The organism is Xenorhabdus sp. PB61.4 (assembly GCF_963894935.1).
In the GTDB taxonomy this organism is placed as follows: domain Bacteria; phylum Pseudomonadota; class Gammaproteobacteria; order Enterobacterales; family Enterobacteriaceae; genus Xenorhabdus; species Xenorhabdus stockiae.
Map to the genome: position 1 here is coordinate 1 of NZ_CAWQJR010000169.1, position 17,743 is coordinate 17,743.

General features: G+C 43.4%; 13 protein-coding genes. All 13 read right to left on the reverse strand.

The annotated features are described in order from the left end of the window. Positions 1–253: 253 nt before the first annotated feature. Positions 254–736 (reverse strand): hypothetical protein, encoded by a 483-nt coding sequence (locus tag AACX68_RS12660; RefSeq protein WP_228859381.1) that lies wholly within the window; start codon positions 734–736, stop codon positions 254–256. Between the two features lie 11 nt (positions 737–747). Next, the gene (locus AACX68_RS12665) at positions 748–1,455 is read right to left on the reverse strand and encodes a hypothetical protein (RefSeq protein ID WP_228859382.1); all 708 of its coding nucleotides are present in this window, start codon (positions 1,453–1,455) and stop codon (positions 748–750) included. Between the two features lie 58 nt (positions 1,456–1,513). Further along, positions 1,514–3,064 (reverse strand): SUMF1/EgtB/PvdO family nonheme iron enzyme, encoded by a 1,551-nt coding sequence (locus AACX68_RS12670; protein WP_228859383.1) that lies wholly within the window; start codon positions 3,062–3,064, stop codon positions 1,514–1,516. Beyond that, a complete protein-coding gene (locus tag AACX68_RS12675; protein ID WP_228859384.1) occupies positions 3,054–4,295 on the reverse strand; it encodes an ABC transporter permease in 1,242 nt (413 codons plus the stop codon). The genes AACX68_RS12670 and AACX68_RS12675 overlap by 11 nt, the downstream gene beginning before the upstream one ends. After that, positions 4,276–4,974, reverse strand: a complete 699-nt coding sequence (locus AACX68_RS12680; protein WP_228859385.1) for an ABC transporter ATP-binding protein — start codon at positions 4,972–4,974, stop codon at positions 4,276–4,278. Before AACX68_RS12680 ends, AACX68_RS12675 begins: the two co-directional genes overlap by 20 nt. After that, positions 4,971–6,953, reverse strand: a complete 1,983-nt coding sequence (locus AACX68_RS12685) for a vWA domain-containing protein (protein ID WP_370630298.1) — start codon at positions 6,951–6,953, stop codon at positions 4,971–4,973. Before AACX68_RS12685 ends, AACX68_RS12680 begins: the two co-directional genes overlap by 4 nt. A gap of 30 nt (positions 6,954–6,983) precedes the next feature. After that, positions 6,984–8,006 carry a hypothetical protein gene (locus AACX68_RS12690; protein ID WP_228859387.1) on the reverse strand — a complete coding sequence of 341 codons (1,023 nt, stop codon included), beginning with the start codon at positions 8,004–8,006 and terminating at the stop codon, positions 6,984–6,986. 6 nt (positions 8,007–8,012) lie between these two features. Beyond that, positions 8,013–10,694, reverse strand: a complete 2,682-nt coding sequence (locus AACX68_RS12695; protein ID WP_228859388.1) for a putative virulence factor — start codon at positions 10,692–10,694, stop codon at positions 8,013–8,015. Further along, entirely contained in the window at positions 10,694–13,714 is a 3,021-nt protein-coding gene (locus AACX68_RS12700) for a virulence factor SrfB (RefSeq protein ID WP_228859389.1), read from the reverse strand. The genes AACX68_RS12695 and AACX68_RS12700 overlap by 1 nt, the downstream gene beginning before the upstream one ends. 4 nt (positions 13,715–13,718) lie before the next feature. Beyond that, a complete protein-coding gene (locus tag AACX68_RS12705; protein ID WP_228859390.1) occupies positions 13,719–15,080 on the reverse strand; it encodes an SrfA family protein in 1,362 nt (453 codons plus the stop codon). A 424-nt stretch (positions 15,081–15,504) separates the two neighbouring features. Continuing rightward, a complete protein-coding gene (locus AACX68_RS12710; RefSeq protein ID WP_228859391.1) occupies positions 15,505–16,185 on the reverse strand; it encodes a DUF7424 family protein in 681 nt (226 codons plus the stop codon). Positions 16,186–16,426: 241 nt separating this feature from the next. Then, positions 16,427–17,281: a tagatose bisphosphate family class II aldolase gene (locus AACX68_RS12715; protein WP_228859392.1), complete on the reverse strand. Its 855-nt coding sequence runs from the start codon at positions 17,279–17,281 to the stop codon at positions 16,427–16,429. 9 nt (positions 17,282–17,290) lie between these two features. Further along, complete coding sequence (gene agaF / locus AACX68_RS12720) at positions 17,291–17,734, reverse strand: PTS galactosamine/N-acetylgalactosamine transporter subunit IIA (RefSeq protein WP_228859393.1); 444 nt, start codon at positions 17,732–17,734, stop codon at positions 17,291–17,293. Between the last annotated feature and the right edge of the window lie 9 nt (positions 17,735–17,743).

The window sequence follows — 17,743 nt, forward strand, 5'->3', positions numbered from 1 at the left end:
ATATTATATTAACAATAAAAAATGATTTTTAATTTTATTTAATTAAAATCCAAATAATATCACTCATCGAAAGAGTGGGTCATGACACCAATTTATTGGCAATAATAAATATTCAAGTAATACCCTATAGCCGGGTTTTTATTAAAAACGAGTTCTATTTTTGATGTCAATCAGACCATTTAAGTTGCTATTTTGCACTCAAGCTTATTCACCCCGGTCACATAATGTGCTTTATGATCCCGGGGATTCATTTTTATGATGCCATCAAGCTATCTTGAAGCTCATGAAGCTGGTTTTGCAACTGCTGTAGCTCCATCTGCTTTTGCATTTCCGACTGAGCTGGACGTTGTTGTGATTCACGTATCCGTTTTTCCAGATCAGCAACCTGTTTTTCCATTTGAGCTTTCCCTGCTGCTTTGATTTTCAGTTGGTTAACTAGGTTACTCAATGACTTCTGCAAAACAGCCTGAGTACGTCTTTTACTCTCCAAAGTTGCCCGCGCTGTTTTTCTTTCTTGTTCAAGAGCTTCATAAGCTGCTTTAAATTCTTTATTTAATATCTTTTCATGCTGTAATACTTTTTCTTTCTCAGCAACTCTCTGATCCCATGTTCCAGAGTAATTACAGTTGAACTTTGCAATAATACTCATATCTCCTTTCGTGGGATCACATTCTTGTGCATTTGTAACACAACCTACCAGTACCACATTCATTAACAATATCATCAATACTCTCATAATAATTCCTATCAGCTTACTTTAATTGCGGTACGTTGTTCATAAAGGCTGTCGAGTTCCTGCTGTAACATGCCAATATTTTTACGCATTTGAGCAATCTGCTTATTTAAATTTTTCGTTTTAGCGCCATCTTTTACCATCTGAACAGAGACATCAGCCCACTGTTTTTCATGCTCTTTCATCTCTTTAATGGTATTACGCAGGTAGGCAATATTAGCATCAAGCCCTTTCAACTGTTTCTGCATCTGCGCTTTTTTCACGGTTTTTGCAGCAATATCTTTATTAATACTAGCCAGAGTACGTTTATCAGCCTGAATCACCTCTTTGACCACGACAGTAGCGTTCTTAATCCGCTCATTTTCTGCTTCAATATCCTTAATTGCAGCCGCTAATAATTGCTCTCTGCTGGAATATTTTTTACGCTGGCTATCCAGATAAGCATTCGCTCCCACTCCTACTCCACACCCCACAATTGCTGCCGCTGCAATACATATCGCTTTATGATTCACATCACTGAGCATACAAGCGATTGCCCCTGCTGCTGCTCCAGCCAAGCAAGACTGCAAACCAGACTTATTAAAAAATTCGACGTCTTCGTTCTTAGTTAAACGAGAATCTACTGTTCCTGTTTGTGCAGAAGGCCCACTTTGTGTCTGGCAGGCAACCAAAATAAAAATCAGGCAAAAAGAAATCATCAAACGTATATATTTTAAAACCATAGGTTAATATGTCCTTTCTAAATAAAAGTGCTCATTATCATTTATATTCGACGGCAGTTTATTTATTTTTCTTACACATCTCCAACCAACTATCCCGAGCAACTCTACCATCCCTCCAATATCCCTGAAGATTCTGCCAATACGTATTGAGATAACTATTTAGATTGGTTTTACCACGAGCAGACATTTCTTGCTGAACGACTCGGAGTTGCGGTGCAATAAGTGCTGCATTATACGTTATGCCCATATCAACCAAGGTGTCAGCATAATAATTTACAATAAAATTTAGTGCCTTTTTATGTTGCTCCAACTGCGTTTGGCGACGAGAACAATTTGCATCCAGTTCGCTGCCTGATTTACAAGTTTTCCCATACAGTCCGACTAATCGATCATAAAAATCACCATCATCCTTCAATTTTGTGCATAAAAATGCGCCAAGTTGCAAGGAAGTACGTATTGCCTGATCACGTTGTTCATCACGTAATTGTGCATTGGCACGCAAATCGGCACGTAATTGCGCTAATTGCTTTTTCAGCGAGGCATCTTGGATCTTGGATGAAATACTCCCCAAATAATCAATTGAATCTGTCGATTTTTTCCCTTTATTTTGATGTTCTTCAACACCTAAGGTTTTCCACTCTTTAGCAATTTCTTTAATGCGATCACGAGAAGTCAGTGTCGGAGAAACTAGAACCAGACGAAATCCTATCGCTTTGTTTTTATTCTCACCTTGAACTGTATAATAAGGCTCTTCACCACGTAGTGAACTGCGTATGTCACTTTCCGGTGTCAGAAAACTACCGCCCCTGACAATATATCCCCCCGCCTGACCATGTTGTCGATCCAATTTGTTTAAACGAAAAGGTTCAAACATCATCTCATCTGTATTACCCAACATATCATGCAGCCCCAATGGATTAGGTTTGAGCAAGCCTGTCAATTGAAGTTTGCCATTGGCTGACTGAGCGCCAGAAAACCATGCATAATGGGTGATCCCCTCAGGCATAGGAAAATGTTGGTCACGAAATTCAGATGTGGAAACAGCCAAGCCACCACGGGCGGCAAATTCCCACTCGGTTTCTGTTGGTAGACGGAGAAAACCCGGTTTTCCATCTTCATTAGGCAGAGACTCAGGCTGGTTCTTCAGTAACCAAAGGTTATATTGGTTTGCCAGATTCATGGCATCGATCCAACCAATGTTCACTTTTGGCAAGCGGAGTCTCATATTTGGCGTCGGACAAGTACCGCTAAGAGCTTGATATTGTAAATCGGTCAATTCATACTTCGCCATTAAAAAATAGCGCCCTTTCCCCGATTTTCCTTCAGCAAAACTACCCGCAATATATTCCGCCCTCGCCTGCTCCAGATATCCCCATTCATCATTTTCTCCTCCTCCGAGGGTGATGTTGTAATCCTGTAACGGTTGGCTGAGAGGAATGGAAATTTTACGAAATACCATCGCACCACCACAAGGCATTGGTAATATCACATCATCAGCCAATGGCTTAGGATTGTAGAATTTGTCTTCCCAGACAGCGCTGGCAGAGAGTGGCAATATACCAAGCACGCTCCCTACCAATGCTATGCTCAGGTAATGGTTAAATTTCACGTAAACTCTCCGCAGGTTCAATTTTTAAAGCACGTAAGGCACCTACCGTCGCAACTCCCAGTGCTACAGCTAATACACTCAATAAGGCGATTAGCACATGTAATGCTCCCAAATGACATACAAATGCCGTTTCCGGTAATGAAGCCCCTAACACACTATTAAACAACTGACTGGCAACAAAATAGAGCAACAACCCTACTCCCCAAGCACTTCCTGTCAAAATTAATGCCTGGGTCAAGATAAACCACACTACTGCATGCCGACGGATACCTAATAACCTGAGCACTGCCATGTCTTTCCTTTTGCGATCAATATTGGCCATAAAAGCACCCACTAACGAGGCAATCCCACCTGCCGCAGAGATCCAGGCAATCACAGTAAATATCAAGCCAAGTACCTGATCGATAGCACGCACTGATTCAATCTGCGCCTGTTGTGTTACCGTGTCGATATTCTGCCGCTGTAGCCAGCCAGCCAGCTCAGATACACTATCTATACTGCTGGCATATAGACGTGCTTTAGCAAACGTAGTACGTTCTCGGGGAGCGATACCTTCTCCCACATGAAATAACGCAACCTGATAGCCATCACGGTAATCCTCCATTGCCACTAACAGAGGAAGCGAGACAAAAGCAGCCGGACGAGAGAATTTTGCCCCATCGATTACACCAATAACGGTTAATTGATGCTGGATTCGTTCACGTTTCCCTTCTCGTTTACGCGTAACTACCAGCTTCAGACTATCACCCGCTTTTATCTGTAACTGTTCTGCCGCACTAGCACTGAGCACAACCTGTTGTGCATTTTGTGGTTGTCGAACATTGACCAGTAGCGGATCGTTTGATGCTGTAGGGATGACTTCTACATTACTGACAAAATGCTGGCTATCTCTGACCAAATCGGCCTGAGTATTTAAAGAGCGGGTTAATGGGATAACGAAACCAACATCAGGGTTAGCAGCCAGCTGTTCCAGCCAATTGCGATCATAGCTGCCATTCCCTAGCATACGAACTTCCCGTGTACGCGGATCATCAACCAAGGTATGACGGAGCTGGCTAACGATGCCATTTTTTAGTCCAAAAAGCAGTAATAAAGGCGTGATCACAGCAATAAGAGAAAAAATGATACAGAGCGCAACCTTTCGATCATAAATCAAATCAGCCAGAGCCATGCGAGGCAATAACCAACGGGAGCCCCTGATAATAGAAGAATTAACTGGCTGTGAAGACACTTTGTTTTCCATCCACTTTAGCGTAATAACGTTTAAGGCCAAAATCCGTGACTCGCTGCCAATCATGGCTAACAATAATGGAGACCAAATTTAATGACTTCACCATTTCAACAATCAAATTAAAAAGTACCTCAGCATTGTAGGGATCTAATGCCGCCGTTGGCTCATCAGCCAATAATAGCCGTGGCTGATGGGCAATTGCTCGGGCAAAAGCCACGCGCTGACGCTCACCAATTGAAAGCTGAGAAGGCATCTTTTTCATTAATCCTTCAATATCTAAACGAGAAATTGCAGTCTCCAGCCACTCAGAGTCAACTGTAAGACCAGCAATTTGACGGGGTAATTGAATATTTTGCGCGACTGAAAGCCAGGGAAGCAGGCCGCCGTGTTGCAGTACAAAACCAAGATCTTTGGCACGCACTTGAGCAAGCTGTTTTTCATCTCCCGTCAGTAACGGTACCGCAATATCTTCGGGCGGATTACCCAATTGATAGCAACTCAAATTATCCGGTTGTAATATCCCGCCGATCATTTCCAATAATGTGCTCTTTCCACAGCCACTCGGCCCCGTTAATGCAGCCACTTCTCCCGCACTAAGCGATAGCGAAGGCAGGCTGACAGTTAGACCCTGTTCTGCTGATCCTCGCTGTACTTGCATTGCTTCAATGCGCAACATCATGGAAGGTTTTCCAATGGAACGGGATAAACGTTATCACGTGGGTCACTGCCAGGTGCTAACGAAATCCAGCGGTCAACATCTTCGTTATAACGCTGATAATAGTTGAGCTTGATGTTGAGACGGCGGATAAAACGCTCTTGTTCTAATCCATCCCAACTTTTCCAGGTTTCTTCATCCAGACTCAACACTTCACTGAGGTAAGGTAACCCTTCAATGTATTCACCCAACAGTCCCATTTCACTCAACTTGGTAGCCTGTTTACTTTTCGCCTGTTTAGGATCGTTCCCCATCGTCGCAGCTAATGAACGCAGGCTGGCAAACATATCATCCGGCGAAATTAAACCCTCATTGGCCGAATTAACAATCTTCTTCATTACTTCACTTAGATCACTCAATTCGCTCTTTGTCAGTAAAACCTTCACTTCGGTTGCTGGAATATTTTGGTTCACAAGATCACGATCACTTATCCAAGATTTAAAAACAGATGGTGCATGTGTACCCTGCTTATTCCCGAGGTAGGCCAACCGCATCGCATGTCCCAACTGGGCAGTATCCTGTAGAAGGGCTCCTTTGGTTAATACCTCATTTTTACCAAAATAGGATTCATTGGCACCAAGGGCGCTACCTACTGTCTCCTCACCACTCCAAGCCGTTTTAATCTGCCCGGTAATAGCACTAGCAAGATTATCAACTATCGTACCAAAATTGTTCACATCACCAGAATCAATCGGATAATAAAGCGGTTTATGCAGGAAAGCGTTGAGAGTCATCTCTCGGTACTGATTCTCCGCAAAAGCGTGGTTTTTACGCCCTAATGGTGTTTTCAGGTGAAGTGTATACAGTGCTACTCCACGGTAAGTGGCTTCCAAACGAACCTGAGTCGCATCCAGCCGGGTAGAGGACAGCTGATCATCCCCATCCAACGCTCCGGCATCTGTCACTAAGATCACATAACGCGCCCCAAATTTAGTCCAATCCACTTTGTCCAACGCTGTCATAATACCGGCATATGCATCTTCATTAACTTTGCTGCTGGAGACTTTGGCCTGTTTCAGATCACGCACTTTAGTCAAAAAATCCTGACCATCTTTGACTGTATTAGGATCAACATACATTTTGGTGTCATATTCTAATCCCGGCACCGCAGCAATATTTGAACGGTAAGCGACAAGACCAAATTTAACTTGCCCCAGCAGATTTTCCTTTTCAATACGCTGGTAAATTTTTTCAATAGCCTGCTTCGTGCGCTCAATATAAGGCCCCATTGAGATGGTAGAATCAATCACAAATACCACCGATGCCGAGAACCCCTTGATCATATTTTTCTCTTCATCAGGGGTAATACTTGTATCCTTATTTTTGAACGCATTGGCAGAATTCGTTTTCCCCCCAGCTTCACTTACCGAGGCAACATTAAGCACGCGCACCTGATAGCCCAAATCTGTAAAAATGTCATCAGAATCCAACACTGGTAATAGATAAAAGTTTTTTTGCTGATCGATCATGTAATCAGGTTCACGCGCGAGTACCGAAGGTACAGACGCACCGGTTTGCAATTTTTTCAATAATGGCTGTAATTGCGTCGCTGGCGTCGCGTTATTCAGAATATTTTCTACATCCGCCTTATTACGGAAAAACAGCATAGGATTACGACCAGAAGGATTGGTGAAAGCCAGAGTCAACTGCATCTTCCACTCTACGGTACAGTTGGCCTTCATCCACCCCTGAGTATTACCGTAACTATCAGGCCCAACTTTTAACCATTCTTCATTACCCTGCTTTTGACGCTGATAAACGTAGAAACGGCTGAAAGCAGGTTGCACTGTTCCTTTTTCGGTGATTTTTTCCGACAGCTCACAACCCGGATAAGTCAGTACTCGTTGGTAGAGAGTTTGCTTTCCTTCCTGTAAAAGAGGTTTTTGTGCTGCCAGCACGGGTGATATCATTAGCCCCAAGGCAGATGCCATAATACCCGCCATTATCCTGTTAAGAGGTTTCATCATCCTTTCCTATTTTTTCAGTATCGCCAAACGTGCTCTGGCCTCTTTGTTTTGTGGATCTTGATTAATCAGCACCTCATACCAATAAATTGCCGTTTGCGCATCGGCAACAAAACAGCCGCCCTTTGTTGCTGTTTCTGGATCATATTCCTGTGCATAACGTAGAGCGATTTGCACATCGCCCGACTGGGATTTATAAGCATACAAACGTTGTGCTACATCACACTGTTTCGTTTCTTTTGCCTGTTGAATAACTTCCAGCACTTGTTTACTGGAAGGCTGACTCCGTAGACAACTTTTGACAAAATCCAGCCCGCTGCCTTTGACCATATTCTCAGTAGCACAAGGTGTATTTTCTGATGCACTAACGGTAGCTGGTTCAGATTTGGTTTCTGGTTTCAGCAACCACCAGCACATACCAACAATAATCGCAATCAAAAGCAAAATTAGGGCGATTAACGGCAATTTATTCGATTTTTTTGCTGGAAGCGGAGATGGTGTTTTAGCAGGTTCATCCGGCTGTATTACCAAAGGCTTAGATGACTCTTGTAGATTCGGCGAAGCAAACTGCTCCGCCAATGGTTCAGTTTCAATAATCGGCGTTTCTACTTGAGCCAATACGGCTGGCTCCGGTGACTGAGGCACATATTCATTAATATTGCTAGTAGCAGCATACTCTCCTTTTGCCAGTGAGCTCAGTACACCATCAACAATTTTCAGACCACCAAACTCCCGAAAACCTGCTGCATCCACTGCCGTCACGCGATATGCAACCTGACGCTCGGCCAGCAGCGCATCGACCAATACCGGGCCTATGCGGGTTTCTAAATCATCCCCTTTTTCCTGTAATTCAGGCAACCGAATCCACTCTTCGTTGTTTATCCACTGCCCTTCTACACTTAAAAAACAGCGATCCTGATTACGCTGGATTGACACCATGACGCTTTCAATCATTCCCTGCCACCCTTCAATATGCAAAGACGCATATCCGGGTTCTGCCGATTCACAGGGTCTCAATTCTGTTTTAATCACAACACATTACTCCGACGACAATTGAATACGTTCAATAATGGTGCCCAGCCGTTCGTTTTGAGCCGCCGTTATTTCGCGTCCGGCAGAGTGACCGACATTTTCTTTAATCATTTCTTTCAGACCGATCAACCAATCAAAGATAAACATGGCGCTATAGCTCAGTGGTTCGCTTGTCAAACGGTACAAATGTCCATCGTCTTTCCACAATGCCGGATCATGTTTATTAGGGCCGGAGAAGAGGGGATGCCCTTTGTTATATTTGCTCACCGGCCGTTTTTCTTTCGTGATTTTTTGGTATCCCAGCCAAGTGATGAAATCGTTTATGACGTTCAACACACGGGATACCTGACGTTCCACCATTTTCTCCCGACGCACACCTGCTTGTTCTGTATTTGCTAATACATTTACCAATTCACCTTCAATATCCATTCTCTGGATCGCAGTGATCAATTCATCCACCAGTGTTTCAATTGTTGGTCGGGGAAGGCCGATAAAATTTGTCACGTTCGTCTGCTCTGGTACGGTACGCAGGTAATTAACCCATAACTTAATTACCTGCTGAGCAAACATTTGTTCATGGCTGAGTGCTGATATACTTTCATCTGATGTATCGCTGAACAGATCAAAATCGCTGCCAATCCCGAAGGTCGCGATTGATTCATTGCTTGCCTTATCATCATCAGGTAATTCCAACGGAGTTTCCTGCATATAAAGCTCTTGTAGTGCTTTCCGTTGAGGGATCAAACTCACCAGTAATTCACCATGCATTCCCACCCGACGCTGTAACACCTTGAGAATATCATCTGCAATACGCTCTTTTTTGGCGGATTCTTCCGCATTATCCTGCTGAAACCACGCGATTAAATTTCCTTCAATCAATTCATGGCGGGTTTCATGTAACTGTTCAGCAATACGTTCTAACTTAATTTCACGCTGGGCGACAGTAGCTAAATAGTCTGCCAATCGACGCATACCACCATCATTTAGCTGCAACATGGCATCCCATGCCTGATCCGGGAAAGCGATATGACGCTGAATAGCACTATCTTCCAGAAAGGTTTTTTTCATCAAGGACAGTTTTGGCTCAGTTTCCTGATTGAGTCCAACTTCATTTCCCTCTTTCATCATAATAAATGGTGTAGCCTGACGTGGTTTACGTACCAGAAAAGTATTGTTAAAAGCACAATCAGGCTGCCATTCTTGCATCCATGGAAAATGGCCGAAACGTTCGGTCATGGTGATTTTGACCATTCCACCCTGTCCCCATACCTCACGCAACATATCTTCTGATTTATTCAACTCTTGGGTGATCCGTAAATCGAGTTTAGTGACTGCCCAAACTAATCCTGATGGACGACGGGAACGGCTTACAGCATCCACTCCTTGGGTATAACGGATCCACTCGTCAAGTACTCCACCAACATCTTTCACGTTAGATTGTTCATTCGAGGGGGTACAAACGACTAAAACATTCATTTCCTGATTGACGGTATAACGCTCAAACAAGTAAGCCACTTTGCCACGCAGTATCAATTGTGCCAGTGGGTTGCTGTCATCGTTTTCAGCCATTTGCTGAAAATAAGCGGTAGATTCCACTCCCAGACGCCCACGGTAACCGGGGAAATCCAATAAATCGACATCTTCAAATAATCTTTCTTGTGTAGACGAAAGTAGAGGAACATGCAGCTCTACTGTCAATGCTGTAAGTTCAGCCAAAGAAAGAGATACAGGTGCAGATAGCCCATTTTCGAGCTCAGGACATACCTCTACCTGTAAGTCATTACTTTTGTTAAGGCGTTCCAGCATATCGACATTCATAATGCTGTTGCTCTGTACTAATCGGCCATTTTGCTCAATTACTAAGACATTAAGTGGTGCTCTGACGACACTAGCCCCTCCCAGACGCTGTAATGTATGCGCAAAGCGACGATAAGCCTCTGTGAATTCACCGATATTCCCCCATAATTCACTGAACAGCTGCGCTCGGTCATCAATCGATAACCACGGTGCGAGATCCACCGCTGCAGGCCAGTATTGCAATGCCATTTTACTCTGGCTTTTTTCCGCATGACGAATCAGATAGTCCCACAGCGAGACCACATCATCTTCCGTTAAACCTGATACTTTCCGTGCCTGACGGCGGTTATTTAGTGAGGTAAGTAAATCACCTATACGTTTTTCATCATAACTCCAGTCAATCTTTTCCTGATTGAAATCATGAATGAACGTATTCGCGAAGATCTTAGCGATTTCCACTTCATTAAATAGCAGCAATTCAATCGGCCAGTCTGGATTGGACGAATGTGATTGACGGCTAAAGCGTGTCACTAATCCTGTTGCCTCTTTGCCACCACCTGGTGGATTAATATGCTCGATAAAATCCAGTTGGTGCTGCCCCATTTGGGTCTCTAACCGCCCATTATCCCCAGCGGCTAATGAAGAAATCAGATAGGATTTCCCCGCTTGAGAAAGGCCAAAAAAACCGATGGTCATGGGACGCATAGCTGCCGTTGCCAGCCTTTGTGCTGTATTCCGGCTACGGCGTAATTTCAGCTTTAATCGTTCTGCTTCAGTATTGAGACGTGGTGCATTTTCACGAACATCGTCAATCCATTCAATCGCCTGATTTGCACCTTCCGCAACACTAAGCCACTCTCTTTTTAACTGTTCAGGAGTAAAATGATTCATTAGATTTTAATATTTCCACTGTCGAGCCAATAATGAATTTCACCCAGTCCATTGCCGGCTAATGTATTCAATTTAAAACTAATATCCTGCTTACGAGGATTTTGTTCAGAACCAACAATATCTATTTCACTGATACGGAATTTTTCAGGGCTGCCATTAGCTTCTGCATCTGGCCCACGTCCCTCTTCTACTTCCAGCTTCAGCCTCAATACTGCATCACCAGATAAAGCCGTCGCTAAACGTGCCCCCGGAATTTTTAAAGTATACAGTGGCGTCGCAGGCCAACGTTCGTTATCAAGCTGGCGAAAACCGATTCGCATTTCACCACGTACTTCAAAGTATTGGTGATTATCCAATTGGAATCCTGATGTGTCTAAATCAATGTTTCTATAAAACACGTTGCTGTCTTTCAACAAGTTGTTACTGTCAAGCATTCCCAGATAACGGATTGTTGAATAAGGCTTAAAATTGGCAGTACGGAAGTAAAAATTACTCAGACGTGATTTTTCCGCCAGAAGACACAACATTGCGCCCACCGCCGCAGTGGATTTAGGATCTTCAATCAGACCTTTCTTATTGAACGGATACCACCCCCCAGTTTCATAACCATGTAAAGGGAGGATACGGGCAGGAGGAACTGGCTGTAGCTGACGGATTAGTGCCTGAATTCCGGGTAAACGAGAGGGACGCCCGGTTAATAACAACATATCGCAATTGTAATACCAAAGCACTTCACACAACGCTCGCAGGCTATGACAAATATTGAAACGAATATTGTAGGCATCAATAAACTCATTATGAAGCTTCGTCAAACTGATATTCAACGGCACATCAAGTATTGAAAACGAGTTATTGTTCCCTATCGGTAAACAACGTTTAATTTCATCATCCACATAGCTACATACCTTATCTGTAGGCAGATGGGGGAGTAACTCACCAAATGTTGCACTAATAACCTGCTCACTGGAGCCTGGGGTAAATTTCTCATAGCGATGCAGAATAGCCAGTGCTATAGGTGAAAATATCTGCAATGTCAGTTGCTGACGCAATACCTGCTTACCCGCATCCAATGCTTCGCTGCCAAACAGACGCGACATCACCGCTTCTGCATCTAGATCCTGATAGCCGATATTCAACAAAGCGGCCTTGAATGCGGGCTGTAAATAGAATTGGATGATATCTAATAAAATATCGTCACCGGCAACTTTAAAACCTTCACGAAATAGCTGTGTCGGTACAATACGTACATTGCTACCATTGCCATCATCTAAGGTATAGCGGGTGACCACTAAATCGGTTGTTCCACCGCCAATATCAATCGAAGCAATTTTTAATGTTCGTGTATCACCAGTTTCTGCTCGGTTATCCGGACGGATTGTTGCAGCAAAAAACTCCTCACTTCGGCCACCAAAGTAATTTTGGGTTTCGTTATAAAGATAAACCAGCTGACCGCAAGTCGCTTCGTCCCATTTTACATGCACTTCCGGCAGAATACGTTTACGCAAAACGTTTTGTTCTTCTCTTCCGCTTTCATCCACTCCCTGATCCATTTCCTCCCACCCCAATGCCTTCCAGACCAGTCTGATTGCCTGCATCATCGCCTGCTGGAAAATTGCACGCTCCGGCTTAGGCATAGATGGTGGTACGGTAAGGATGATGTTATTTAGCTGGCGAGGAGTACTGGCATGACTCATCTTCAAACGCTGTGCCGGGCTGTTAATCTGCATCAACGCTTGAGCCAATACTTCAGATAACATCATCGTCATCAGGGAGCTGCGGCTATAATCTGGAGTAAACACAGGCATACGTTCAGAAGGTTTTAACGCATACAAAGCCTCACCTTTATCATTGATCATATAAGTCATCGGTGCCGCTGTAGCCTGAGGTTCACGATCCGATTTCACAAAAGCGCGACTAAAACGCCACCCCGGAGAATAAGGCGCCTCATCCCACAAATAACGTTTTGGACTGGAAAGCCCTGTTGACCCTTCTGTTCCCAAGCGTTGGGATGCCATGCGGAAGGCTTCCTCTCCTACCCGACCAATAGTTGGCCAGGTAAAAGCATCACTACGGCCACTTTTAGCAGAAAAATCCTGTTTACCAAATTCTGCCTGAGCAAATTCAAGCCGACTGTCAAACGGCTCCGTATAAACATACTGAGGCTCACTTAAGTCACGCAACTGCAATTGATATTTTTGAGATAATCCCTGGTTATCATCCCGGTGTTCTTCAATTAAAATCCCACAACTACGTGAGTTGCCTACATCAAGCACTAAATCAACATTAATTGGGTTATTCTGAAGTTTGACATCATTGAGCTGGATGTCAGGAACTTGCAATAACACATTAAGAGCGTTAATTAAATTAAGATAATGCCCCTGGTGTTCCCTCTGATTCAGATTGTGCTCAATATCTTCATGATATAAACGCCACAATGCAGCCGCACGCTCGGAATAGCTTTCCCGTAACCAATCATCTACCCACCTCAATAACAGAAAATCTCCCATTTCATGGTGATTTTCTGCCAGTGCAAAACCCACCCCAGAACGGACATCATCATCACAGGGAGCCAGATATTGCGTATTCCTTCTGTCTGGAAGAACTTTGGTATCAAAAGCCAAAGTGACGCGCCACGTATTTCCTTGTTCATCCGGTGTATCAAGTGCATGAAATTTTATTCGTGACCAGTTAGTTGGCCCCTGAGCAAAACATTTTGGGGAGTTAAAACGGAAGAATGGCAGTGGTAACCAGATATCATTATAAATCTCAAGTGACTTTTCCAATGCCAATGGGTAATCAGGTTCTGCTGAAAATGCAGCAGAACCTGATGAGGCAGGAACCTGAAAAGTATCTTCCCGTTCATTGTACACCAGACGAATAAGCGGATTATTTTCTCCTCCCAGCAAGAATTCGCCGTAGATTTTGCGGTTAGGAAGTGCAAAAGCAAAATCCAGAAACTGGATACCGCTGTCACGAATCAGGGTAACTTTTTCTTTAAAATCAGTAATAGTTGCCAGCATGTCGTTAATCTGCCTCTCGCTTTATCGACATAGGAAATAAAGTTTTTTCGTTATAGCGTCCTGTGCACGCCGTTACACCTTGACTATCTGACTGACAGATAACTTCAGGCATAGTATAAGTTGAACCATCGCTGCACTTTGCTTCATCATGGTTATCCAATTTTAAGCTACCGGATTCCATAGCCGCTGTGACAGGTGCTTGGCAACGAATACCATCTCCACGAACCATTTCAACAAATCCTTTGCCATCAGTAACTTGATACATCAATCTTAGGGGTTTACCCGTTCGGATATCCTGAATTCCTGCTCCCGCGTACCAACGTCCATTGAGAAAATCAACGGTTCCTTTTTGTACAGCATTATCAGGGATCACTAGTGCATCAACAGATGGAACTGTTAACAATACAGGGGGAATATTAGCGGCTGTTGATAAAGGTGAAGGTATTGATACCTTACCAGATGTAGAATTCATGCCTACAGTCGGTGTAGTAGGTACATTTGACTGTGTAGGGAAAGTTGGATTCATTGAGTCGATAGTATTTGTCTCTGGCGGAGAAACAGCTATTTCTGGTGGTAATAATATTCTTTTTCCATCTTGCAAATTTTTCTCTTCCTGCATTGGAAGTTCAGAAACAAGATGAGTGGAAGGTGATACTCCCCAAAAATACCAATTGGGTACACAGCCGCGCAGTAACATAAGTAAGATAAAAAGCAATAAAATGGGTAACACCCACCACAACCAACGTGGTATTACCCAACGCCGAGTCTGTTTTCCCGCTGAACGGGATATTGAAATTACTTCTTCTATTTTTACAGATGGCTTAGTGAGTGTTGTAGGAACTGGCGGGATATCAGTAGATTTTCCAGTATTAGAGGGAGCAGGACGGTTTAATTTTAGGCAATCAAAAGGATTAGGGCGAGCCTGTTGCTGAGCATTGACAAATCCCCAAAAAGTCAATACAGGTTTACCATCGACCAAATATACATGATCCTTATCAGGAAATTGTATCGTCTTACTCAACAAGGCCCCAAAAAGACGCATTTCATGCGTCTTTTGACTTAACATTTGAGCACTGAGTTGCTCGATTGCCACTTTATTAGCTTCCAGTTGTTTCAATGCAGCTTGACGTTCATCATCCGTTGCAGCCGCCCAAGGAACAACATTACCGGAAAAGCTCGCGTACCAATCAATACGATCACCTTGTTCATTAACTTGCGGAATAGCCAGAGAGTTAGCTACTTCAGAAAGCTGCCGCAAACGTAAAGTTTCACGTAGTTGTAGTGCCGAAAGGTGGACGGCCTGACCATTCTCCCCCATTGGTAAATAACTTTCGAGCTTATCACCACGTAAAAATGTTTCTTCCACGGTAAACCGTTCCTTGTTATTAAAAATACACATTGATGCACTTACTTTTGCCCAACAGAGTAGAAGAGTTCATAAATAGCAGCAATTCCAAAAAATCACACTGCAGAAAGAACGACTACACATATCAAACAGGACACATCTTTGGATGTTATTGTAACTATTGCGGAATGGACAGTAAAATCTTAGTGATTTAATTAGCTTACAGGAATTACCGACTTATCTATTTTAATTAGGCCGGTTTTGCCGCATCTCCTCCGGTGCAATATGGATGGAGCCCACGGAGTAAACCCCACGAGACAGAGCCTCAAGACCATAACAGACGGCCAGTTCTGGAGATGTTAAATTACTCGGACAACACGCTGAAGCCGCATTCCTGCGGCCTCATTATTGAAGTAATGATTATTTTAGTTCAGTGCAGAAACAACTATTTTTTAGCTGCCTGTAAGAAATCAAAATAGTCAGGCGTGACAAGAAAAGGAACAAGTTCGCCCGTAGATAAAGCTGAGTTGGAAACATCTGATAATCTGAATTTCATTTCCTTCGCTAGGTTAATTCCACTTGCAACAACCGGGTAATCTTTATTTTTCGCGCTTGTCAAATAAGTACCAAGGCTAACCAGTGTTGGTACGGGTTTAGCTCCTCTTTCCAGAATAATAGTCATTCTGATATCGAGTTTTCCCATCATATCTTTTTGTGCCTTTTTGATTCTATCAAGCACATCTTTGGGGATCAGCGCACCCGCATAGGTTTTTTGGTGAGAAAGGATAAAGACATCTGCATCATGACTCAGACCATTTTCTGGTGATACTCCTACAGCAACAGGAATAGTGAAATGTGCATAGGAATCAAATTTCTTACGATAACACTCTACATACTCGGCATTTTTAAAAATAGTGGGAATTTTCTTTTTTAATTCAATAACATTCTTTGATTCTTTACGGGAATCTTCGTAATCATTACAGGATGAGACTTCAATATCGATGTTGCCCTTAACCAGTTTATGTTCAACCGAGGTAAGATCATCCGTATTCACTTTCGTTTCAACATCAACCTTACAACCAGAAAGGATAAGCACTGAGCTTGCGATCGCTAACCATTTGTTCATTTTGAATACCTTTAGATAACCAAAGTACTTTCATATAGTTATCATATTTAGTCGTAACTAGCTTATGGCTTTCACTACTTTTGTGACACCGATCAAGACCTTAACATATACTCAATGAATCTTGAGTTTCGTCTCAGTAGCAAGAGAAAGAACCTCCAAGAGCATAAATGATGATGTGGCTGAGGTGAGCTAGCTTAGCTAACAAAAAGAGGAAATTTAAAAGATGGAAGGTATGTAAAACCTACACTCTCCCCGCACTACCACAAATAGTAATTTTCTTCTCTACCACTTTCTGCATTGCAATTTTACCCGGTGTGATATATTTTCTCGGATCATTAGCACCAGGATATTCTGCGAAATAAGCTTTTACCGCATCAGCAAAAGCAATTTTTAAATCGGTTGCGACATTGACTTTACAAATGCCCAGTGCAATTGATTTATGGATCATCTCCTCCGGTATGCCGGATGCCCCATGTAAAACCAATGGAACCTCTACGTGACGATGAATTTCTTCCAGACGTGAGAAGTCCAGATGAGGTTCTCCGTGATAAAGCCCGTGAGCAGAGCCAATGGCCACTGCCAATGAATCTATTCCGGTTCGTTCAACAAATTCTTTCGCGGCTAATGGGTCGGTATAAAAACTGTCTTTACTGTCAACTGTCAAATCATCTTCCTGCCCTCCCAGCCTTCCCAGCTCGGCTTCTACACTGGCATCAAAACGCTGACATAAACGTACAACTTCAGCCACCGTAGATATATTTTTTTCGAAAGGGAAATGAGAGCCATCTATCATAACTGAACGTATTCCTGTTTCCACTTTGTGACGGATGTCATTGATGTCTTCATGGTGATCAAGATGCAGTGCCAGCGGGAGTTTATTGATAATAGCCGCTTCTTTGCAGATAGAAACCATATATTCAAGACCCGCGTAAGTGAAGGTACCCGGAGTTCCGGCCAGAATGACCGGAGACTCCATTTTTGCCGCTGTTTCAACCACAACCTGCACCGTTTCCAGATTATGGACGTTGAATGCCGGAACGGCATAACCTTCCCGCTGGGCTTTTTTCAACATTTTACTGTTAGAGATTAAAAACATACGGACTCCTCAGATACCATCACTGTCATCAGGTAATACCTGTTGTTTTACTTGTTGCTGCTGCTGGTGCCACAGACTGGTCAGCCCTCGATGCCCACATTCCAGTGCCATATCACGAAACTTAACTGCATCCACCTCATCACGTACCATCATCATTTCAACAGCGAGTTGCATATTAGTGCCCGTAATAACCTGCCACTGTGGATGGATTAAAGCCAGTTGAGCCGCCTGACGAAAAGGAGAACCCCCTAACAAATCAGTCAGGAAAATCCCCCCTTTCCCCGAATCACACGTCTCTCTGGCGATATATAATTCCTGAGACAGTTGCTCTGTGGTCATACCATCGGGAAAATCAATGGCAATGCATGACGACTGTTTACCAATAATCTGCACCACCGCCTGTAGCAGACCACTGGCAAACATCCCGTGTCCTGTGATTACAATACCCAGCATGTTTTTTCC